Origin of the sequence: Microbacterium memoriense, assembly GCF_025398275.1 — a bacterium.
Lineage (GTDB): Bacteria > Actinomycetota > Actinomycetes > Actinomycetales > Microbacteriaceae > Microbacterium > Microbacterium memoriense.
This window is the reverse complement of the sequence record NZ_JAODOR010000003.1, coordinates 194,421-214,738: the sequence shown is the minus strand read 5'-3', so window position 1 is coordinate 214,738 and position 20,318 is coordinate 194,421. Positions and strand designations below refer to the sequence as shown.

Below are 20,318 nucleotides of genomic sequence, written 5' to 3'. Positions count from 1 at the left end.
GCTCTAGAGCATCTCCAGGTTGCTCTTCAGCTCGAAAGGCGTGACCTGTGCGCGGTACTCCTGCCATTCCCGACGCTTGTTGAGCAGCACATAGTTGAAGACCTGCTCGCCGAGGGTCTCGGCGACGAGCTCGGACTCTTCCATGTACTCCAGCGCGTGGTCCAAGCTCGCCGGCAACGAGGCGTAACCGAGCGCACGACGCTCCGCGTCCGTCAGCGACCAGACGTTGTCCTCTGCCTCGGGCGGGAGTTCGTAGCCCTTTTCGATGCCCTTGAGGCCAGCGGCCAGCATGAGCGCGAACGACAGATACGGGTTGGCCGCAGAATCCAACGCGCGGTATTCGACCCGCGTGGATTGACCCTTGGTGGGCTTGTACATCGGGACGCGCACGAGAGCCGAACGGTTGTTGTGGCCCCAGGTGATGAAGCTCGGAGCCTCGTCACCGCCCCAGAGTCGCTTATACGAGTTGACGAACTGGTTCGTCACCGCGGCGATCTCGTTGGCGTGGGTGAGGAGTCCCGCGATGAACTGGCGCCCGGTCTTGGAGAGCTGGTACTGCGCACCCGCCTCATAGAACGCGTTCTGGTCACCTTCGAACAGCGACATGTGCGTGTGCATGCCACTGCCCGGCTTCCCGCTGAGCGGCTTCGGCATGAACGTCGCGTAGACGCCCTGCTCGATCGCCACTTCCTTGACCACCGTGCGGAAGGTCATGAGGTTGTCGGCTGTCGCGAGGGCGTCCGCGTAGCGCAGATCGATCTCGTTCTGCCCGGGACCGCCCTCATGGTGGCTGTATTCGACCGAGATGCCGAGGTCCTCGAGCATCCGCACGCTGCGACGACGGAAGTCGTGCGCGGTCCCACCGGGCACGTTGTCGAAGTAGCCCGCCGAGTCCACCGGCTCGGGCCCGTCCGGCCCGTAGGCCGAGGACTTCAAGAGGTAGAACTCGATCTCGGGGTGCGTGTAGAACGTGAACCCGGCGTCGGCGGCCTTGGCCAGCGTTCGCTTGAGGACGTGCCGCGGGTCTGCGACGGCAGGCTGCCCGTCCGGTGTCGTCAGATCGCAGAACATCCGCGCGGTCGGGTCGATCTCGCCCCGCCAGGGCAACGTCTGGAACGTGGTCGGGTCCGGGTGCGCCAGCAGATCCGACTCGTGCGAGCGGGTCAATCCCTCGATCGCGGAGCCGTCGAAGCCGATCCCCTCGGTGAACGCGCCCTCGACTTCTGCCGGGGCGATCGCCACCGACTTCAGGGTGCCGATCACGTCGGTGAACCAGAGACGGACGAACTTCACCCCGCGCTCCTCGATCGTGCGCAGTACGAAGTCCCTCTGCTTGTCCATCGCGTCCTCTCAGAAACCGGTCGGAAGGCGGAGCCGGTCCGAATGCCAGACTATCGGGCCGTGTCGCCCGACGTCTCGCCCGACACGTCCGCGTCGGTGTCGGCGCGCCATGCGTCATCGCGAGCGTCGTCTTCGGACCAGGCGCGGGAGCGGGCAGCGAGGAGGGCAGGCGCGTTCGCGGCTTCTTCCTCCGTGTCGAACGGGCCGGCGCGGTCGATGGCCGGCGACTCGAATCCGCGCTCGACGGCGTGCGTCGTGAGGTTGTACCAGTACTTCTCGTCGGACATTTCCGGCCCTTTCTCGCAACACACGCCTGGCGTCAGCATGCTCTGGCTCGATCCTAGGCTTGCGAAGCGTCCGCACGCTCCTCGATAGGGTGGACGCATGACGACGAATGCGACACGGGCTGTCGGTGTGGACATCGGTGGAACCGGCATCAAGGGCGCCTTGGTCGACTTGAACGCGGGGACGCTCCTGAGCGACCGTGTGAAGGTGCCGACCCCGGCAGGCGCGGAGCCGGACGATGTGCTCGCCGCGGTCCGGATCGTGCTGGACACGCTCGGTGTGACGGATGCCGACATTCCCCTCGGCGTGGCCTTTCCGGCGATCGTGAAGAACGGACGCACGCTCTCGGCGGCGAACGTCGCCGAGACCTGGATCGGGTTCGAGGCTGAGAAATTCTTCGAGGACGGACTCGGACGTGAGATCCACTTCGCGAACGACGCGGATGTCGCCGGCGTCGCGGAGGTCCGCTACGGCGCGGCGCGTGGAGTTGACGGGCTGGCGATCCTCACGACCCTCGGCACCGGGATCGGAACCGCGATGCTGCACAACGGCATCCTCATTCCGAACTCCGAACTCGGCCACCTCCAGCGCGCCAACAAAGAGTCCGATGCCGAGGTGTGGGCGGCCTACTCCGCGGTCGAGCGGGAGAGTTTGAGCTGGGAGAAGTGGGCGAAGCGCCTGCAGTGGTACTACAGCTACCTCGAATTCCTGTTGAGCCCGGACCTGTTCATCGTCGGCGGCGGAGTGTCCAAGCACGCCGACCAGTTCCTCCCGCTCTTGGACCTCAAGACCCCGATCGTGCCCGCCGTGCACCGCAACAACGCGGGGATCATCGGCGCGGCAGCACTCTCGGTGCGCGTCGCAGAAGCCGTTCCGGCCGCCGACGCGTGAACCGCGCCGCCGTCTGAGAGGGCGAATGGGCCGGCCTGTACGCCGGGTTCTGTCCGGGGGCCGAAGCCCCGTGGACGGTCATCTCTCTCGGCGACACGTTGCCGTGCCGCTCTAGCGGTCTACCCGAGGACTCGGCGGGCCGCGTCAACATCCTCTGTCTGACCTTGCTCCGGACGAGGTTTACCGTGCGGACCGTGTCACCACGGTCCCGGTGGTCTCTTACACCACCCTTTCACCCTTACCGGGGTCTCCCCCGGCGGTCTGCTCTCTGTGGCACTGTCTCGCGGATCACTCCGGGTGGGTGTTACCCACCATCCTGCCCTGTGGAGCCCGGACGTTCCTCGGTGCGGTTCACCCGCAACGCGACCGTCCAGCCGACCCATTCGCAGGTCGAGTCTACGGTGCTCGTCGACCCAGGTGATTGTCCCGGGCGGGTACATGCACTACTGTCAGCATCAGATGTGGACACGGGGGTGTCCATGGGCGAGAACACGGGGGTGTTCTCGTAGAAGAGCACGGGGGTGCTCGCACCGTAGAACACGGGAGTGTTCTGCGTCGGACTTTTGGGGGGTCTGATGAACGGTCGATGGATTGCAGTGACGGTCATCGTCGGGGCGATGGTGTTCGGTGGAGCGGCGGCGACGTACGCGAGCGATGAGCAGGTGACGGGCGCGCAGCCCACGCCGACCGCGCCGCCCGACTACACGCCCGACAAGCCGATCGAGCCGTCACTGTCCGGTTCGACGGTCGTCCCGGCATGCGCGCAGGACGTGCCCTGGCTGACGTATCGGGTGCAGATGCTCGATCCGCAGGCGCGGTCGACCGGGAACACGGCCAGTCTTGTGCTGACTGATGGGTCCAACACCGTCACCCTCGCGCTCGGCACACTCCGACCCGATGGCACGCTCTCCGGCCGGATTCTGTGGCCCGGCGCGACGATCGGCGCCGACGGCCGCGGTACCGGCTGGCCCGGGTGGGAAACTCGCGGTGGCGAACTGGTCGAGACGACCGGAAACTATGCCTGGACGCGAGGCAACATCACGGCGACCATCGAGGTCAACCCGTCGCTCGTCGTCGCCGTGTCCTATCCGCCGGCCACACCCCAGTGCGCCACGGGGCCGCGAACGCAGCTGAGCGCCGCGGGGCTACCTGCGACGGGTGGCACCCCGCAGACGCTGCTGGTGGCCGGTGCGATCGGTGTCGCCGGGCTGGCTCTCGGCATCACAGCCGTCGCGCTGCGCCGCCGCGGCCGTGTCTGAGGCTCGCGCACGATCCAGGGCGCCGCGCGCCGTCATCACGGCCTGCGTCGTGCTTCTCGTGGGACTCGCCGTCGCGTTCGGCTGGGTCGCCTCGCGGGTTGTCGTCTCGGCGGTGGAGCTCGCGCGGCTCGAAGGATCGGTCCACGCCCTCGTGGACGGGGCTTCTGCCGGCGACACGGCCGCCGTGGTGGCGGGAGCACGCGACCTGGTCGCACACGCCGATGCCGCGGGAGCTGCGGCATCGGATCCCCTGTGGCCGGTCGCCGAAGCGCTGCCCTGGATCGGCGACGACGTCGCGGCCGTCCGCACCCTGGCCGTGCACGCTGCCGCCGTCGGCCAGGCGCTTCTCCCCCTCGTCGACGCGGCGTCGGCGGGGGCCGACATCGCCTCCGAGCTCCCCGACCTGCACACGAAGCTCGCCACGACCGCGCACGTACTCGCCGACGCCGAGGCCGCGATGGGCGGAGTGCAGACGAGTGATCTCGAGCCGAAGATCGCCGACGCGGTGGGGCAGGTTCACACCCAGCTCGCCGCCGCGGCGCCGACCCTGCGGACACTGGCCGGCGCAGCGGCCGTGTTGCCCGAACTGTGGGGGTGGGAAGGCGAGCGCTCCGTCCTGGTCATGATGCAAAACTCGGCCGAAGCGCGCACCGGCGGGGGGATCACCGGATCGTTCGCGCTGCTGTCTGTCGATGCCGGCTCGGTGAGCCTGGTGACGCAAGCCGACTCATCGAGTTTCGACGGCGTCCCGATGCCGAACGTCGAGACGGCACCGTCGTCGGCGGCTCTCTACGGCGACATCCTCGGGAGGTATGTCCAGAATGCGTCCCTGACGACCGACTTCGACCTCACGGCGCGTCTCGCCTCGGCGTGGTGGGCCGCCCTCGGGCACCCCGCTCCCGATGCGATCGTCTCGGTCGACCCGCTCGTCATGCGGGCGTTGCTGAGCGTGACCGGGCCGGTCACGCTCGCCGATGGATCTGCTCTCGACGCCGACAATCTCATCCAGCGACTGCTGGTCGATCCGTACATGACGCTTGATTCGGAGGGACAGACGGCGTTCCTCCAGTCGGTGACGTCGGCCGTCATCGCGGCTCTGCCGACCGTGCAGGCCGACCCCCTGACCTGGGCGCGCGCCCTGGTCGAACCGCTCGCCGACGGAAGCGTGTCGGTGTGGAGTGCGGATGCGGGCATCCGCTCGGCGATCGCGGACACGTCTCTGGCCGGTCCCGCTGCCCGCCACGCAGCGGTCGGCCCGGGTGGCTTCGCGGTCTACGTCAACGATGCGACCGGGGGGAAGCTCGACACCTTCCTTCATCTGGCGATCGAGTCAGAGGTCTCGGCCTGCCGCACGGACGGACGGTCCGACACTCTCATCCGGGTGACGATGAGCAGCTCGCTTCCGGCGGATGCGGATCTGCCCGGCTCCATGACGGGTGACGGTCGCTACGGCACCGGGATCAACGACATCGGGACGAGCATCTCGGTCGCGGCCCCGCCAGGGACGTTCTTCGGCGGCGTGCAGAAGGACGGCGTACCGGAAGTATCGGTCGACGTCGACGACAACGGATTCCCCACGAGTCTCGTGCGGGTGAATCTTTCCCCCGGCGAGGTCAACGTCGTCGATTTCCGATTCGTCTCCGCCGACGCGCGAGCGCCTCTGCCGCAGATTCTGACGACGCCCCTGTTGAATGCCCCGGAGATCTCACCGGCGGTACTGACGCCGTGCGCCTGATCAGCTCTTCGCCGCGTCGTCCGTGATCCGCAGATCCAGCGGAAAGTCGATCGGGAAGGTGCCGAACAGCAGAGTCGTCGCACGATCGGCGGCGGAACGCACCGCATCGGCGGCGGCCTCGGCGTGTGCACGCGGCACGTGCACGATGATCTCGTCGTGCAGAAAGAAGGCGAGATGGGCGCGAACGCCGAAGATACTCCCGGATGCCGGTGCCGCGTCGGCATCGGCCACCGCCGGCAACGCGGCGAGCTGTGCGCGCAGATCTGCGAGCCACGCCGCGGCCCATTCGGCCGCGGTGCCCTGGACGACGAAATTGCGGGTGAAGCGACCTCGGTCTCGCGCCGACCGGCGCGCGCGGGTCCGATCGGCCTCGGTCGCTTCGGGTGCGCCGGCCGCCGACTGCACTTCGTGCCACTCCGGCGTGGGCGGCGGCGTCGAACGGCCGAGCCAGGTCGTCACGATGCCACCGTCCTCGCCGATGCGGGCGGCATCATCGACGAGCCCCATCGCCCGCGGATACGCGCGCCGCAAAGCGGGCACAAGCCGGCCGCTGTCACCGGTGGTCGCACCGTACATCGCACCGAGGACCGCGATCTTCGCCTCCGGGCGCGAGGTCACGACCCCACCGGCGACGATCCCCTCGTAGAGATCTGTCCCCCGCGCGGCTGCGGCCAGCGACTCGTCGCGGGCCATCGCCGCCAGCACCCGCGGTTCGAGTTGCGCGACATCGGCGACGATCAGCACCCACCCCGGGTCGGCGTGCACAGCCGGTCGCAGTTCCCGGGGGAGCTGAAGTGCTCCGCCGCCGGAGGACGCCCACCGGCCGGTGATCACGCCGCCCGGCACGTAGACCGGACGAAACCGCCCATCGGGCGCCCACTCCTCCAGCCATCCCCATCCGTTGGCGCTGAGCAAGCGGGTCAGCTTCTTGTACGCCAGCAACGGCGCGATCACGGGGTGGTCGACCTTCTCGAGCTCCCACTTGCTCGTCGACGTCGCCATCACGCCGACCCGGTGGAGCGCCCGCAAGAGCTTCGGCTGCGAATCGAGGCTCGCAGAGGGATCGTCGAGAGCCGCACGGACCTCGGCTGCCAGAGCCTCGACCCGCGACGGCAATCCGCCGTGCGCCGGCCGCGTCCCGAGTCGCTCGGCGAGGATTCTTTCGTGCACGTCGCGACTCCACGGCACACCGGCGGCATGGAGTTCGATCGCGAGGAGCGCACCGACGGACTCGGCTGCCAACAGCAGCCTCAGCCGGTCGGGTTCGGCAGATTCGGCGACCGCCCGCTGTTGCCGGGCATATTCGGCCCGCACCGATGCCAGATCGGACGGCACTCCGCGGGCAAAAGCAGAACCCTCATCGACGTCGACATCGAACAGAGTCGCGGTCGCATCCGGCATCGGAACGAGCTCGCCCGCTTCCGCGACATTCCAGTCGGTTGCCGCCCGGAGCGGGCGAGGATCGGCGACCCGGGTGCTCGCTTGCAGAATCACGTGACAGAGGCGCAGGTCGCGGCACCGGGCCACCTCGATGCTGGCCGCGAGCAGGTCGGGGTACCAGCGCCGCGAATCGTCCCAGACCCACCGGGTGCCGGGCGCGGCGTCGCGCACCGTGCGGTGCCACTCTGCGGTCGTCAGGCGGGTGACCGGGCCTTCGTCGCCGTCGGCAACGAGGATGGCGTCACCATCGCGCGCGACGAGGATCCCACGCACGGCCGTGGTCATCGCCCGGCCTCGTTCGCGTGGAGTCCGGCCTTGGCCGGGTAACGGTCAGAGACCGGATTCACCGGTGCGCACGAGGATGCATCCGCACTCGGGACACATCACCACATCGTCGTCCGCTGCCCGCCGGAGCACCTGCAGGTCCGTCCCCGCAAGCACCATGCGGCATCCTTCACAGGTCCGTTGCCGCAACTCGCCGGCGCCCACACCGCGCTCGGCGAGACGGTCATAGAGCGCGACGAGCTCGCTCGGCACCTGGGCGGCAACGGCGGACCGATCGCGCGTGGCCGTCTCGATGCGAGCGGATGCGTCGGCGACGGCCGTTTTGCCCTCGGCGCTCAGGCGCGCACCCTCGGCGTTCGTCGCCGCGATGAGTTCCTCCTGCGCAGCGACGGCGGCGTCCGCCGCCTCCAGCCGCTCCATGATCTCGAGTTCGGCGTCTTCGAGGTCGCTCTTGCGCTTGGTGAGCGACGCGATCTCGTGTTCGAGGCCCTGTGCATCCTTCGCGCTCGACGTCGCGGCCAGTCGCCCCGCGTCGCGCGCGGTGCGCGCATCCACGAGAACGACATCGGACTCGATCCGCGCGAGTTCCGCTCTCGCGTCGTCCCGCGCACCCAGCATCCCGGTCAGTGCGGTCGACTGCTCCTGCCGCAGCGCCAGCAACTCCTTGACCCGGGCGGTCTGCGCGGGGTTGCGGCGGGCGTGCTCCGCGTTCCGGATGCCCGCGTCCAGAGCGGCGAGCTCGAGGAGACGGGCCTGATCTGAAGGGCTGGCTTTCACACCTCCAACCTACCGTGTGCGGCAGACACCAGACGGGGCCACTCCCCTGGGCGGACGCATGCCGCTACCATGTGGGATCTGTCGCGACATGCGTCCCTGCACCCCAGAGAGGTCCTTGATGAACGTCATGCGCACGAAATCCGTCGAGCGGTCGATCGCCGACACGGAAGAGCCGGAGTTCCGGCTGAAGAAGTCGCTCTCCGCTCTCGACCTCACGGTTTTCGGTGTCGGCGTCGTGATCGGCGCGGGCATCTTCACGCTCACCGGTCGCGCCGCACACGAAGTCGCCGGTCCCGCGATCGTCATCAGCTTCATCGTCGCCGCCATCGCGTGTGCGCTCGCGGCGATGTGTTACGCCGAGTTCGCCTCGACGGTGCCGGTATCGGGCTCGGCCTACACGTTCTCCTATGCGTCGCTCGGTGAGCTGTTCGCCTGGATCATCGGCTGGGATCTCATCCTTGAGATGTTCCTGGGTGCGAGCGTCGTCGCGCAGGGGTGGAGCGCCTACCTCGGGGTCTTCCTCGGCCAGCTGGGGGTGGAGCTTCCGCCGGAAATCAGCTACGGCGGCATCGTCGATCTGCCGGCCGTGGTGCTGGTGTTGCTGCTCGGAGGGCTCATGACGTTCGGCATCCGCGAATCGATGCGCGTCAACCTCGTCCTCGTGGCCGTCAAGCTCTTCATCGTGTTGTTCGTCATCGTCGCCGGCATCCAGTTCATCAACCCGGCCAACTACGTCCCGTTCGTTCCGGACGTGGCACCGCGCGAAACGGCGACGGGACTCACCCAGCCCCTCCTGCAGTTCCTGTCCGGCGCGGAGCCCATGGCGTTCGGTTTCGGCGGGATCTTCGCGGGCGCGGCACTCGTCTTCTTCGCCTACATCGGGTTCGACGTCGTCGCGACGATCGCAGAAGAGACGAAGAACCCCCAGCGGGACCTCCCGATCGGGATCATCGCCTCGCTCGTGATCTGCACGATCCTGTACTGCGCGGTTGCACTGGTCGTGACGGGGATGGTTTCGTACGCCGATCTCGACCCGGCAGCGGCGCTCGCGAACGCATTCGCGTATCACGGCCAGACCTGGATGGCCACGGTCATCGCGGCGGGCGCGGTCGCGGGTCTGACGACCGTCGTGCTCACTCTCCTGATCGGAGCCACCCGCATCATCTTCGCGATGTCGCGCGATGGCTTGCTCCCGCAGCGTTTGGCGAAGGTGCACCCCACCTGGCGCACGCCGTGGGTCATCTCGATCATCGTGACGCTGATCGTCGCCGTCGTCGCCGGGTTCACCCCGATCGGCGTCCTCGAAGAAATGGTCAACATCGGAACGCTGTCGGCATTCGTCCTGGTCTCGGTCGGCGTGATCGTGCTGCGCCGCACACGTCCGGACCTACCACGCGGGTTCCGTGTGCCGCTGAACCCCTGGCTGCCCGGAATCTCGGCCATCATCTGCACGTACTTGATGCTCAACCTCACGGTGGAGACCTGGCTGCGCTTCCTCATCTGGCTCGCGATCGGGTTCGCGATCTACTTCGCCTACTCGCACAGGAATTCGCGCCTGGGGAAGGATGCCGGGCTCTATCTCAACCCAGCCGAACCCCGCGTCGTCGGGCGCGAGGACTGACGTGATCGAGGACTGGCTGCGCCTCGGCGCGCTGCTCGAGGATGACTCCGAGGTCGCCGATTCAATCCGGCGGTCGGGAGGCGCCGGAGAGGACGTGCGCGCTGCACTGTTCGACGCGCTGGATGATGCCGGAGCACTCGCCTATATGGAGTGGTCCGACTCGGGCGTCGAACTCGCGGACGCGCTCGCCCAGCTGCCGCGGGTCTTTCGCACGGGGGCCGACCTCGACGAGGTCGGAGATGTCGATGGCGCTCTCTCCGACGCGATCGCGGAAGCGGACGGCATCCTGTCGGGGCATGGCCTGTGCACCCTCTATCTCGACGAGGGATCGGACGCCTGTCCGCTCGTCGTGGTCGCGAGGAGCGACGTCGACGAGATCACGGCGCTCGCAGCGCGACTCTCGATCACCGCGCGCACGTTCTGAAGGGTGGGCCCAGAGAGACTCGAACTCCCGACCCCCTCGGTGTAAACGAGGTGCTCTAACCAACTGAGCTATAGGCCCGACACGATCATTCTACGAGAGCCGGAGGAGTCGCCTGGCGACAACCGGATATGACTAGGCTGATCCAGGATGTGTTGTGTCCGCTGAACAAAGCGCCCACGCATCCGAAGCCCATTCCTGGCACGATCTGCCAGACGACGAAAGGTCTCCCGTGACTGTCAACGATCAGGATCCGTACTCGCAGGGCCCGCAGGACAGCGATCCCGATGAGACCTCCGAGTGGCAGGAATCCCTGCATCAGCTGGTCGACAACAAGGGCGCCGGCCGCGGACGCGAGATCATGCTCAGCCTCCTGCAGACCTCGCGCGAGCTTCAGCTGAACGTGCCCCAGGTCCCCACGACCGACTACATCAACACGATCGCGCCCGAGAATGAGCCTGAGTTCCCCGGCGATGAAGAGCTCGAGCGCCGGTACCGCCGGTGGATCCGGTGGAATGCGGCCCTGACCGTGCACCGTGCGCAGCGGCCCGGTATCGGCGTCGGTGGACACATCTCGACCTACGCGTCGTCGGCATCGCTGTACGAAGTCGGCTTCAACCACTTCTTCCGTGGTCTGGACGCGCCCGGCGGCGGCGACCAGATCTTCATCCAGGGTCACGCCTCCCCCGGCATCTACGCCCGCTCGTTCCTGGAAGGGCGCCTCTCGGCGGACCAGCTCGACGGATTCCGCCAGGAGAAGTCCAAGGGTGCCTTCGGCATCCCCTCCTACCCGCACCCGCGGCTCATGCCGGAGTACTGGCAGTTCCCGACGGTGTCGATGGGACTCGGCCCGATCAACGCCATCTACCAGGCGATGACGAACAAGTACCTCACGAACCGCGGCATCAAAGATGCGTCCGACTCCCACGTGTGGGCGTTCTTGGGCGACGGCGAGATGGACGAGGTCGAGAGCCGCGGACAGTTGCAGGTCGCCGCCAACGAGGGCCTCGACAACCTGACTTTCGTCGTCAACGCGAACCTGCAGCGACTCGACGGTCCGGTGCGCGGTAACGGCAAGATCATCCAGGAGCTCGAGAGCTACTTCCGCGGAGCCGGATGGAATGTCATCAAGGTCGTCTGGGGACGTGGCTGGGACGAGCTGCTCCAGGCGGACCCCTCCGGCGCGCTCGTGCACCTCATGAACACGACGCCGGACGGCGATTTCCAGACGTATCGCGCCGAGGACGGCAAGTTCATCCGCGATCACTTCTTCGCGCGGGACGAGCGGACCGCGGCGATGGTCTCCGACTGGTCGGACGAGGACATCTGGGGCAAGCTCCGCCGCGGCGGACTGGACTACCAGAAGCTCTACGCCGCCTACAAGGCAGCGTCGGAGCACAAGGGTCAGCCCACGGTCATCCTCGCCAAGACGATCAAGGGCTACGGCCTCGGTCACCACTTCGAGGGTCGCAACGCGACTCACCAGATGAAGAAGATGACCCTCGAGGACCTCAAGCACTTCCGCGACTCGATGCGCATCCCGATCACCGATGCGCAGCTCGAAGAGAACCCCTACGCCCCGCCGTATTACCACCCGGGCATGGAGGACGAGACGATCCAGTACATGCTCGAGAAGCGGCGTGCGCTCGGCGGTTTCCTGCCCGAGCGTCGTACGCACCACGTGCCGATCACCCTGCCCGATGACAGCGCCTACGCGATGCCGAAGAAGGGCTCGGGCACGCAGGAGATCGCCACGACGATGGCGTTCGTCCGCCTCCTGAAGGACCTGCTGCGCGCGAAGGACTTCGGTCACCGGATCGTTCCGATCATTCCGGACGAGGCGCGGACGTTCGGCCTGGATGCGTTCTTCCCCACCGCCAAGATCTACAACCCGAACGGACAGAACTACACGTCCGTCGACCGCGAACTGCTCCTGGCCTACAAGGAGAGCCCGCAGGGCCAGATCATCCACGTCGGCATCAACGAGGCGGGCGCCGTCGCGGCGTTCACCAACATCGGCACGTCGTACTCGACGCACGGCGAGCCGCTGATCCCGGTCTACATCTTCTATTCGATGTTCGGCTTCCAGCGCACCGGCGACGCCCAGTGGGCTGCCGGTGACCAAATGGCCCGTGGGTTCATCATGGGCGCCACGGCGGGTCGCACGACGCTGACCGGCGAAGGCCTGCAGCACGCCGATGGTCACTCGCACCTGCTGGCCTCGACCAACCCCGCCACGGTGTCGTATGACCCGGCCTACGGCTACGAGATCGCCCACATCGTCCGCGCGGGTATCGAGCGGATGTACGGCGGCAATCACCCCGACCCGAACGTCATGTACTACATCACGCTCTACAACGAGCCGATCGTGCAGCCGGCCGAGCCGGAGAATGTGGATGCCGAAGGCATCGTGCGGGGTCTGCACCGTGTCGCCGCGGGCGAGGGCGAGGGCCACCGTGCTCAGCTGCTCGCATCTGGTGTCGGGGTGCCGTGGGCGCTCGAGGCACAGCAGCTGCTGAAGGACGACTGGGGCATCGTGTCCGACGTCTGGTCGGTCACGAGCTGGACCGAGCTGCGCCGCGACGGGCTCCGCGCCGACGAGCACAACTTCCTCCACCCGCTCGAGGACCCGCAGACCGCGTATGTCACCGAGAAGCTGCAGGGAACGGACGGCCCGATCATCGCGGTCAGCGACTCGATGCACGCTGTCCAGGATCAGATCCGCCCCTGGATGCCGCGCCGCTTCTCGACGCTCGGCGCGGACGGATTCGGCTTCTCCGACACGCGTGCGGCGGCTCGCCGGTTCTTCAAGATCGACGGGCCCTCGATCGTCGTCCGCACGCTCCAGGCGCTCGCGGATGACGGCCTCGTGGACCGGGCACTCTCGGCGCAGGCGATCGAGAAGTACCGCCTGCACGACGTGACGGCCGGAACGACCGGAAACGCCGGCGGAGAGAGCTGACGCCTGTCCATGCCCGCCCGCCCCACCGCCCAGGAGAAGGCGGAGACACTCGCGTGGCTCCGCCGGATCTCCGGCGATCTGGCCACCGCGACGATCCAACGTCTCGACGACTCGCTGCCCTGGTATGCAGAGATGCCTCCGGCGCGACGATCGGCGGTGGGGCTGGTGGCGCAGGCGGGCATTGCGTCGTTCATCCAGTGGTACGACGATCCCGGCTCCACACCGTGGATCGCGGCTGACATTTTCGCGGCGGCTCCCCGGGAGCTGTTGCGCAGCGTCAGCCTGACCCAGACGTTGCAACTCATCCGCGTGACAGTGGCTGTCACAGAGGAGCGGGTTGCGGGGCGTGCGGAAGACCTGCGTGAAAGCATCCTCCTGTTCTCCCGCGAAGTCGCCTTCGCGTCTGCCGACGTCTACGCTCGCGCCGCCGAAGCGCGTGGCCTCTGGGACGCGCGGTTGGAAGCGCTCGTCGTCGACTCGATCCTCACCGGCGAAGCCGATGAGGAGCTGCCGAGTCGCATTGCAGCGCTCGGCTGGCACGGGCACGGCGAAGTCGCGGTCCTCGTCGGGACGACTCCGCCGCAATTGGACGTGGATCAGCTCCGGCGGATGGCGCGCAAGCTCGGAGTGGACGTCCTCATCGGCGTCCAGGGCTCGCGTCTGGTCCTCGTGATCGGCCGCGCGGAACTGCCGGCACGCGAAGATTCCGACGTCGAACTCCCGTTCCCCGAGATCGCCCGGCGACTCGAGCCCGGGTTCGGTGTGGGACACCTGGTGCTCGGTCCGACTGTGCCGGCTCTCGTCGACGCCGGCCAGAGCGCCCGTGCCGCGTTGGCGGGTTTCGCGGTGGCCAAGGCGTGGCGCAATGCGCCCCGTCCCGTCGAAGCGGACGAGTTGCTCCCCGAGCGCGCGCTCGCCGGCGACGCGATGGCGAAGGCGACGTTGGTCGAACGGATCTGCCGGCCCCTGCAGGCTCATTCGTCGGATCTCGTGACAACGTTGTGGAGTTACCTCGACAACGGTCGGTCGCTCGAGGCGACGGCACGGGAGTTGTTCGTGCATCCGAACACCGTCCGCTATCGATTGAAACGCGTGTCGGACGTCATCGGGTGGGATGCCACCGGCCCCCGCGAAGCCCTGATCCTCCAGACCGCGCTCATCATCGGCTCGATCGGAACCGACGTCACGCGGCGTCGCTCCCCCGTCGCGCGCCGCGCGTGACGGATCACCCGTCCTGTATGACACACACAAGGCATCCGCACTTTCTTGTGTGGCTATCGCCAGCGGGCGGCGCGGCGATGTTGGGAGGATAGGGACGTGATCATCACTGTCTTCCCCGGACAGGGCTCCCAGACCCCCGGGTTCCTGTCGCCGTGGCTCGATGTCCCCGGTGTACGTGCGGCGCTGGAGCGATACTCCGACGATGCGCACGTCGACCTCATCGCCGCCGGCACCGAGTGGGATGCCGATCGCATCCGCGACACACGCGTCGCGCAGCCGCTCATCGTCGCGGCGTCGCTCGTCTCTTTCACGGCGCTCACCGCCGCCGGAGCGCGGCCGAGCGGTGTCGCCGGCCACTCCGTCGGCGAGATCGCCGCGCTCGTCGCGGCGGGCGTGCTGTCCGACACCGACGGCATGTTCCTCGTGGGGCTGCGCGGCCGTGCCATGGCCGAGGCCGCGGCGATCGAACCGACCGGAATGAGCGCCGTCCTCGGCGGCGATCAGGATGCGGTCCTCGCCCGCCTCGCCGAACTCGACCTGACACCGGCCAACTACAACGGTGGCGGCCAGATCGTCGCGGCCGGCTCACTATCGGCTCTCGCAGAGCTGGGCGCCGAGGCTCCGAAGGCCACACGGGTCATCCCGCTGCAGGTCGCCGGCGCGTTCCACACCCGCTTCATGGCACCCGCCGTCGACACGCTCCGCGCCGCCGCGGCGGATGTTGCGGTCACTGATCCTCACTCGACGCTCTGGACCAACCACGACGGCACTCCCGTCTCGGACGGCCGGACCGCCCTGAACCTCGTCGTCGACCAGGTCGCCTCGCCCGTGCGCTGGGACCTGTGCATGACCTCGTTCGCCGACAACGGCGTCGCGGGCATCATCGAACTGGCCCCGGCGGGAACGCTCGTGGGTCTCGCCAAGCGCGCGCTGCGTGGCGTCCCCGGCGTCGCCGTCAAGACGCCGGATGATCTGGCGGCCGCCACCGCCCTGCTGACAGGAGCCGACGCATGACCCGCACCCTCATCCAGCCCACGGGACCCGCACATACCCGCATCCTTGCCTACGGTGCGGCACGCGGCGAGAACGCGGTGCCCAACGACGACCTGGTCGGGCCGATCGACTCGAGCGACGAGTGGATCCGCCAGCGCACGGGCATCATCACCCGCGCTCGCGCGAACGCCGAGACGACCGCGATCGATTTGGCCGCAGACGCCGCCGCCGAAGCGATCGCCGCCGCGGGCATCGACCCGTCGGCCGTCGATGCGGTCATCGTCGCGACGATCTCGAACCCCAAGCAGACGCCGTCGGTCTCGGCGATCGTCGCCGACCGGGTCGGGGCAAACCCGGCCGCGGCCTACGATCTCAACGCCGCTTGCGCAGGATTCGCCTACGGTGTCGCACAGGCCGACGCCCTGATCCGCGCGGGTGCGGCAACGTACGCCGTCGTCATCGGCACCGAAAAGCTCAGCGATGTCGTCGATCCGACGGACCGCTCGATCTCCTTCCTCCTCGGCGATGGCGCCGGCGCCGTCGTCATCGGCCCGAGCGACTTCCCCGGCATCGGCCCGACGGTCTGGGGCTCGGACGGCTCCAAGGCCGACGCCGTCGGCATGAACCACACTCTCGTGGAGTTCCGTGACGGCGTAGCGCCCTGGCCCACCCTCCGCCAGGAAGGCCCGACCGTCTTCCGCTGGGCGGTCTGGGAAATGGTCAAGGTCGCCCGCCAGGCTCTCGACGCCGCCGGGATCGAGGCATCGGACCTCGCCGCATTCGTTCCCCACCAGGCGAACATGCGCATCATCGACGAGTTCGCGAAGCAGCTGAAGCTGCCGGAGAGCGTCGTGATCGGGCGCGACATCGAGACGACCGGCAACACGTCTGCGGCATCCATCCCGCTCGCGACGCACCGCCTGCTCAAGGAACACCCCGAACTCAGCGGCGGTCTCGCCCTGCAGATCGGATTCGGCGCGGGTCTCGTGTTCGGCGCGCAGGTCGTCGTCCTCCCCTGACCGAGCGACCCCCACACCTAAACTGATTTCGGCCCGCACGGGCCGGCGAACCGAAGAAGAAACAAGGAGAATCCCATGGCATTCAGCAACGACGAGGTCCTCGCAGGACTCGCCGAACTGGTCACCGACGAGACCGGTATCTCGGCCGACGAGGTCGCCCTCGAGAAGTCCTTCACGGATGACCTCGACATCGACTCGATCTCGATGATGACGATCGTCGTCAACGCCGAGGAGAAGTTCGGCGTCACCATCCCCGACGAAGAGGTCAAGAACCTCAAGACCGTCGGCGACGCCGTCACCTTCATCACCTCCCACCAGGCGTGATCAGCGATCCGGTGGGGGGCTCGCTCCCCCACCGGCGCGCCGTTCGCACGCTGAGGACCCCAGAGGAACACCCATGAGCACACCGCGCATCGTCGTGACCGGCATCGGCGCGTCGTCCCCGATCGGCGGCACGGCACCGGAGAGCTGGCAGGCACTGCTGTCCGGCGCATCCGGCACCCGCACCCTCGAGTACGACTGGGTCGAGCAGTACCAGCTGCCGGTGACCTTCGCGGCCCAGGCCGCAGTGCGTCCCGACACCGTGCTCGAACGGCCGATCGCCAAGCGCCTCGACCCGTCTTCGCAGTTCGCTCTCGTGGCCGCTCTCGAGGCCTGGAAGGATGCGGGCGAGCCCGAAGTCGATCCCGAGCGTCTCGGCGTGGATTTCGCCACCGGCATCGGCGGCCTGTGGACGCTGTTGGATGCGTGGGACACCCTCCGCGAGAAGGGCCCCCGGCGGGTTCTTCCGATGACCGTCCCGATGCTCATGCCGAACTCGGCCGCGGGCAATCTCTCGCTGCACTTCGGCGCCCGCGCCTACGCGCGGACGGTCGCGAGCGCGTGCGCTTCGAGCACCGAGTCGATCGTCAACGCGGTCGAGCACCTGCGCGACGGGCTCGCCGACGTCGTGATCGCCGGCGGAACCGAGTCGGTCATCCACCCGGTGACGATCGCCTCCTTCGCGTCGATGCAGGCCCTCTCCAAGCGCAACGATTCCCCCGAAACGGCCTCACGACCGGGCAGCATCGACCGTGACGGCTTCGTCATGGGCGAAGGCGCAGCTGTCCTGATCCTCGAGACCGAAGAGCACGCCAAGGCACGCGGGGCCAAGATCTATGCCGAGGTCGTCGGCGGCGGCGTGACAGCCGATTCGTACCACATCACCGCGAACGACCCGGAGGGCACCGGCGCCGCTCGTGCCGTGCGGATGGCCCTCGAGGCCGCGGGCCGATCTGTCGATGAGGTCACGCACATCAACGCGCACGCGACCTCCACTCCCGTCGGCGACCCGAACGAGTATGTCGCTTTGAAGAGCGTGTTCGGCGACCGGATCGACGAGATCCCCGTCTCCGCCACGAAGGCCTCGACCGGTCACCTGCTCGGCGGCACCGGCGCTCTGGAGGCGATCTTCACGATCCTGGCGATCCAGAACCGGGTGGCGCCGCCCACGATCAACATCACCGAGCAGGACCCGGCCGTGCCGTTCCGGCTCTCGGGCGAACCGACGCCGCTCGGCGGGGGCGATCAGCTCGCGATCAGCAACTCCTTCGGCTTCGGCGGCCACAACGCCGTCGCGGCCTTCGCGTCGGTCTGAACCGACCACGATCCGCACAGGAAGAACCCCCTCCGCGAAGCCATGCGGAGGGGGTTCTTTCTCGGGTCAGGCGGCCGGTACGTGCTCCCGATCCCCGGGAAGCCATCCGAGGCTCGGTACGGGCGCTCCTGCGCCGCCTGGTCTGTGGAGGGGTGCCGGTCTCAGCCGACCTTGTGCAGCCAGACGACCGCTGCGTCATCGCTCGCGTGACGGAAGCTCTCGAGTTCTTCATCCCACGCCGACCCCAGCGCGACACCGAGTTCGCGCTGCAACTCGAACGCGTCGCCCGCCGCGATCTCCATCGCGTAGCGGATGCGGTCTTCACCGATGACGATGTTGCCGGCGGTGTCGGTCTGGGCGAAGTGGATGCCGAGGCCGGGCGTATGCAGCCAACGACCGCCGTCGCTCCGCGGGGTGGGGTCCTCGCTGACCTCGAACCGCAAGTGCTCCCACCCGCGGATCGCGGTCGTCAGAGCCGCCCCCGTGCCGGCGGGTCCCTCCCAGTAGAACTCGGCCCGGCGACTGCCGGCGAGGACCGGCTGGTCAGCCCAATCGAAATTCACGGCACGCCCGAGGGCACGCCCCACCGCCCACTCGAGGTGGGGGCACAACGCTCGTGGCGCAGAGTGAATGTAGATCACTCCACGCGCGGCTGCTGTCGCCATCTGCTTCTCCGTTTCTTCAGGTACGTCTTCCCCTACGACCTGAACGGTGCGAATGCCGATGTGCGGCGATGTTATGCGGTTGTGCGCCCATTATGACCGATCCGGCCACGGAATGACAACCGTGTGATTCCGCGGGCCCCGCTGGGCCGACTACAACTCCAGGATGAGCCGCGGGCACGCCGCCCGCGACACGCACACGTACATCGTGTCGTTGCGCTGTCGTTGTGCGGGCGTGAGGATCGAGTCTCGGTGATCGACGACTCCGTCCATGACAGGCGTCTCGCACGTGCCGCACGTGCCTTCCGTGCAGCTGGAGAGCACGAGCGCCCCGGCTTCCTCCGCGACCTCGAGGATTGAGCGGTCGGTGGGCACGGTGACCGTCACCCCGGTCAGCGCGAGCTCGACCTCGAAAGGCCCCGACCACATCGGCGCCGACAGCGGCTCGGCCTCGAACCGCTCGCCGTGCACGACCACGCCCCGCTCCTCGGCCGCCTGCGCGACGGCGTCGTGCAGGCGCGCTGGGCCGCAGACGATGATTTCCGCGCCGCGGGATGCCGCCTCTGCCGTGACCGCGTCGACGTCGAGCCGCGCGCGTTCTTCGCTGATGTGCAGCACGAGGCTGCTCCCGTGCAGGCCCCGCAGCTCCTCGACGAACGGCATCCGACCCGCATGGCCACAGTAGTGCACCGTGACGTCACGGCCAGCGGCGCGCGCTTGAGCGGCCAACGGCAGGATCGGTGTGATGCCGATGCCGCCCGCGATGAACACGAGCGGGGCCGCATCGCCGACAGCGTGGCCCGGCAGCGTGAAGTGGTTGCGGGGACCCGCGATACGCAAGAGCGCACCCGGTTTCAGGCGATCGGCGATCCAGCGTGAGCCGCCACGTCCGGATTCTTCGCGGAGAACTCCGATCCGCCACGTCGGGCTGGCCGGATCGCCCGCGAGTGAGTATTGCCGAACCAGACCGGTCGGCAGGATCAGGTCGATGTGCGCACCGGGCTCCCACGCCGGAAGCGCGGCATCACCGCGCGCGGCAAGTTCGATCTCGACGATATCGGCGGCGGCCGTGCGCAGCGCGATGACCTCGACCTCCCGGTCTCCACGGGGCACACTCATGCACCCGCCTCCTTCACAACGATCAGACGGTAGGGGTGGGCGTCGCCGGAGCGCCAGCGATGACTCGTTCCGCCGGGCGTATAGGCCGAATCCCGCGGGCCGAGGCGATGAACGACTCCGCCTAGTTCGAGCTCGATGCGCCCCTCGATCACGTGCAGAAACTCGTCCTCCGCGTGCACGACGATCTCGCCCCATTCGGCGTTCGCGCCGGTGTACTCGATCGGACGGAACGGCCGCCGCCCGCCGCCGACGAGCACGCGACCCGTGCCGCTGCCGAACCCGCCGACCACGCCGTCCTCGGCCCGGACGATGCTGACCGCGGCCGCCTCATCGGTGGCGCGCTCGTCGGCCAACAACTCAACGACACTCGTGGCCAACGCGATGGCGATCTTGTCGAGCGAGGCCATCGACGGACGAGCGAGTCCCCGCTCCAGCTGGCTGAGGAACGGGTGCGAGAGCCCTGAGAGCGCGGCCAACTGGACCAGCGTGAGTCCGCGTTGCGTCCGCAGCGAGCGCACGCGCGGGCCAAGGGGACCCGCATCGGGCAGGGGGGATGCCGTGGGCATGATCGCCGCCTCTCCTCGTTCGATTACGTCTTTCGTCACCGCTGTGCACTCGCGCGAGGCCGTGAGAAACAGACCGACACGATCA

The 20,318-nt window shown here is 68.1% G+C and carries 18 protein-coding genes, 1 tRNA gene and 1 other RNA gene; 11 read left to right on the top strand and 9 right to left on the bottom strand.

Going from position 1 to position 20,318, the window contains the following annotated elements; translation table 11 throughout:
- Nucleotides 1-3: 3 nt before the first annotated feature.
- Both glnA and N4R40_RS02675 read right to left on the bottom strand, forming a co-directional pair.
- Nucleotides 4-1,341 (bottom strand): type I glutamate--ammonia ligase, encoded by a 1,338-nt coding sequence (gene glnA, locus N4R40_RS02680; protein ID WP_261605819.1) that lies wholly within the window; start codon nucleotides 1,339-1,341, stop codon nucleotides 4-6.
- 50 nt (nucleotides 1,342-1,391) lie between these two features.
- Complete coding sequence (locus N4R40_RS02675; protein ID WP_261605818.1) at nucleotides 1,392-1,628, bottom strand: SPOR domain-containing protein; 237 nt, start codon at nucleotides 1,626-1,628, stop codon at nucleotides 1,392-1,394.
- A gap of 97 nt (nucleotides 1,629-1,725) precedes the next feature.
- Here N4R40_RS02675 and ppgK point away from each other — a divergent pair, with 97 nt between their 5' ends.
- Nucleotides 1,726-2,517 carry a polyphosphate--glucose phosphotransferase gene (gene ppgK / locus N4R40_RS02670; RefSeq protein ID WP_261605817.1) on the top strand — a complete coding sequence of 264 codons (792 nt, stop codon included), beginning with the start codon at nucleotides 1,726-1,728 and terminating at the stop codon, nucleotides 2,515-2,517.
- Between the two features lie 22 nt (nucleotides 2,518-2,539).
- On the opposite strand, the gene rnpB is transcribed toward ppgK, so the two are convergent.
- An RNA gene (gene rnpB / locus N4R40_RS02665) (RNase P RNA component class A) lies at nucleotides 2,540-2,899 on the bottom strand.
- A gap of 193 nt (nucleotides 2,900-3,092) precedes the next feature.
- Here rnpB and N4R40_RS02660 point away from each other — a divergent pair.
- A complete protein-coding gene (locus N4R40_RS02660; RefSeq protein WP_261605816.1) occupies nucleotides 3,093-3,776 on the top strand; it encodes a cell wall protein in 684 nt (227 codons plus the stop codon).
- A gap of 49 nt (nucleotides 3,777-3,825) precedes the next feature.
- Entirely contained in the window at nucleotides 3,826-5,511 is a 1,686-nt protein-coding gene (locus N4R40_RS02655) for a DUF4012 domain-containing protein (RefSeq protein WP_261605815.1), read from the top strand.
- Here N4R40_RS02655 and N4R40_RS02650 read toward each other — a convergent pair whose 3' ends face one another.
- Complete coding sequence (locus N4R40_RS02650) at nucleotides 5,512-7,236, bottom strand: bifunctional 3'-5' exonuclease/DNA polymerase (protein ID WP_261605814.1); 1,725 nt, start codon at nucleotides 7,234-7,236, stop codon at nucleotides 5,512-5,514.
- A 45-nt stretch (nucleotides 7,237-7,281) separates the two neighbouring features.
- A complete protein-coding gene (locus N4R40_RS02645) occupies nucleotides 7,282-8,013 on the bottom strand; it encodes a zinc ribbon domain-containing protein (protein WP_261605813.1) in 732 nt (243 codons plus the stop codon).
- 118 nt (nucleotides 8,014-8,131) lie between these two features.
- Between N4R40_RS02645 and N4R40_RS02640 the strand changes: the two genes are divergently transcribed.
- Nucleotides 8,132-9,634 carry an amino acid permease gene (locus N4R40_RS02640; RefSeq protein ID WP_261605812.1) on the top strand — a complete coding sequence of 501 codons (1,503 nt, stop codon included), beginning with the start codon at nucleotides 8,132-8,134 and terminating at the stop codon, nucleotides 9,632-9,634.
- A gap of 1 nt (nucleotide 9,635) precedes the next feature.
- Nucleotides 9,636-10,058 (top strand): DUF6630 family protein, encoded by a 423-nt coding sequence (locus N4R40_RS02635; RefSeq protein WP_261605811.1) that lies wholly within the window; start codon nucleotides 9,636-9,638, stop codon nucleotides 10,056-10,058.
- Between the two features lie 4 nt (nucleotides 10,059-10,062).
- Here N4R40_RS02635 and N4R40_RS02630 read toward each other — a convergent pair.
- Nucleotides 10,063-10,136: transfer RNA gene (locus N4R40_RS02630), tRNA-Val, on the bottom strand.
- 151 nt (nucleotides 10,137-10,287) lie between these two features.
- On the opposite strand from N4R40_RS02630, the gene aceE reads away from it, so the two are divergent.
- The 6 genes from aceE (at nucleotide 10,288) to N4R40_RS02600 (ending at nucleotide 17,886) form a co-directional block, all read left to right on the top strand.
- Nucleotides 10,288-13,017: a pyruvate dehydrogenase (acetyl-transferring), homodimeric type gene (gene aceE / locus N4R40_RS02625; protein ID WP_261605810.1), complete on the top strand. Its 2,730-nt coding sequence runs from the start codon at nucleotides 10,288-10,290 to the stop codon at nucleotides 13,015-13,017.
- A gap of 9 nt (nucleotides 13,018-13,026) precedes the next feature.
- Nucleotides 13,027-14,238, top strand: a complete 1,212-nt coding sequence (locus tag N4R40_RS02620; RefSeq protein WP_261605809.1) for a PucR family transcriptional regulator — start codon at nucleotides 13,027-13,029, stop codon at nucleotides 14,236-14,238.
- 96 nt (nucleotides 14,239-14,334) lie between these two features.
- On the top strand, nucleotides 14,335-15,252 hold the full coding sequence (locus N4R40_RS02615; protein ID WP_261605808.1) for an ACP S-malonyltransferase: 918 nt from the start codon (nucleotides 14,335-14,337) through the stop codon (nucleotides 15,250-15,252).
- On the top strand, nucleotides 15,249-16,250 hold the full coding sequence (locus tag N4R40_RS02610) for a beta-ketoacyl-ACP synthase III (RefSeq protein WP_261605807.1): 1,002 nt from the start codon (nucleotides 15,249-15,251) through the stop codon (nucleotides 16,248-16,250). Before N4R40_RS02615 ends, N4R40_RS02610 begins: the two co-directional genes overlap by 4 nt.
- Before the next feature lie 75 nt (nucleotides 16,251-16,325).
- Nucleotides 16,326-16,574 (top strand): acyl carrier protein, encoded by a 249-nt coding sequence (locus N4R40_RS02605; RefSeq protein ID WP_203188147.1) that lies wholly within the window; start codon nucleotides 16,326-16,328, stop codon nucleotides 16,572-16,574.
- A gap of 73 nt (nucleotides 16,575-16,647) precedes the next feature.
- On the top strand, nucleotides 16,648-17,886 hold the full coding sequence (locus tag N4R40_RS02600) for a beta-ketoacyl-[acyl-carrier-protein] synthase family protein (RefSeq protein WP_261605806.1): 1,239 nt from the start codon (nucleotides 16,648-16,650) through the stop codon (nucleotides 17,884-17,886).
- A 161-nt stretch (nucleotides 17,887-18,047) separates the two neighbouring features.
- On the opposite strand, the gene N4R40_RS02595 is transcribed toward N4R40_RS02600, so the two are convergent.
- The 3 genes from N4R40_RS02595 to N4R40_RS02585 form a co-directional block, all read right to left on the bottom strand.
- Nucleotides 18,048-18,551, bottom strand: a complete 504-nt coding sequence (locus N4R40_RS02595) for a DUF3145 domain-containing protein (RefSeq protein ID WP_261605805.1) — start codon at nucleotides 18,549-18,551, stop codon at nucleotides 18,048-18,050.
- A gap of 150 nt (nucleotides 18,552-18,701) precedes the next feature.
- Nucleotides 18,702-19,667, bottom strand: coding sequence for a PDR/VanB family oxidoreductase (locus tag N4R40_RS02590; protein WP_261605804.1), 966 nt, complete (start codon nucleotides 19,665-19,667; stop codon nucleotides 18,702-18,704).
- Nucleotides 19,664-20,233, bottom strand: coding sequence for a helix-turn-helix domain-containing protein (locus tag N4R40_RS02585; RefSeq protein ID WP_261605803.1), 570 nt, complete (start codon nucleotides 20,231-20,233; stop codon nucleotides 19,664-19,666). Before N4R40_RS02585 ends, N4R40_RS02590 begins: the two co-directional genes overlap by 4 nt.
- Nucleotides 20,234-20,318: the final 85 nt, after the last annotated feature.

What these genes read in the sequence shown, in the direction of transcription:
- N4R40_RS02585 (WP_261605803.1), bottom strand. Translation starts at nt 20,233, where the DNA reads ATGCCCACGGCATCCCCCCTGCCCGATGCGGGTCCCCTTGGCCCGCGC.
- N4R40_RS02595 (WP_261605805.1), bottom strand. Translation starts at nt 18,551, where the DNA reads ATGGCGACAGCAGCCGCGCGTGGAGTGATCTACATTCACTCTGCGCCA.
- N4R40_RS02605 (WP_203188147.1), top strand. Translation starts at nt 16,326, where the DNA reads ATGGCATTCAGCAACGACGAGGTCCTCGCAGGACTCGCCGAACTGGTC.
- ppgK (WP_261605817.1), top strand. Translation starts at nt 1,726, where the DNA reads ATGACGACGAATGCGACACGGGCTGTCGGTGTGGACATCGGTGGAACC.
- N4R40_RS02600 (WP_261605806.1), top strand. Translation starts at nt 16,648, where the DNA reads ATGAGCACACCGCGCATCGTCGTGACCGGCATCGGCGCGTCGTCCCCG.
- N4R40_RS02590 (WP_261605804.1), bottom strand. Translation starts at nt 19,667, where the DNA reads ATGAGTGTGCCCCGTGGAGACCGGGAGGTCGAGGTCATCGCGCTGCGC.
- N4R40_RS02675 (WP_261605818.1), bottom strand. Translation starts at nt 1,628, where the DNA reads ATGTCCGACGAGAAGTACTGGTACAACCTCACGACGCACGCCGTCGAG.
- glnA (WP_261605819.1), bottom strand. Translation starts at nt 1,341, where the DNA reads ATGGACAAGCAGAGGGACTTCGTACTGCGCACGATCGAGGAGCGCGGG.
- N4R40_RS02610 (WP_261605807.1), top strand. Translation starts at nt 15,249, where the DNA reads ATGACCCGCACCCTCATCCAGCCCACGGGACCCGCACATACCCGCATC.
- N4R40_RS02650 (WP_261605814.1), bottom strand. Translation starts at nt 7,236, where the DNA reads ATGACCACGGCCGTGCGTGGGATCCTCGTCGCGCGCGATGGTGACGCC.
- N4R40_RS02660 (WP_261605816.1), top strand. Translation starts at nt 3,093, where the DNA reads ATGAACGGTCGATGGATTGCAGTGACGGTCATCGTCGGGGCGATGGTG.
- N4R40_RS02640 (WP_261605812.1), top strand. Translation starts at nt 8,132, where the DNA reads ATGAACGTCATGCGCACGAAATCCGTCGAGCGGTCGATCGCCGACACG.
- N4R40_RS02620 (WP_261605809.1), top strand. Translation starts at nt 13,027, where the DNA reads ATGCCCGCCCGCCCCACCGCCCAGGAGAAGGCGGAGACACTCGCGTGG.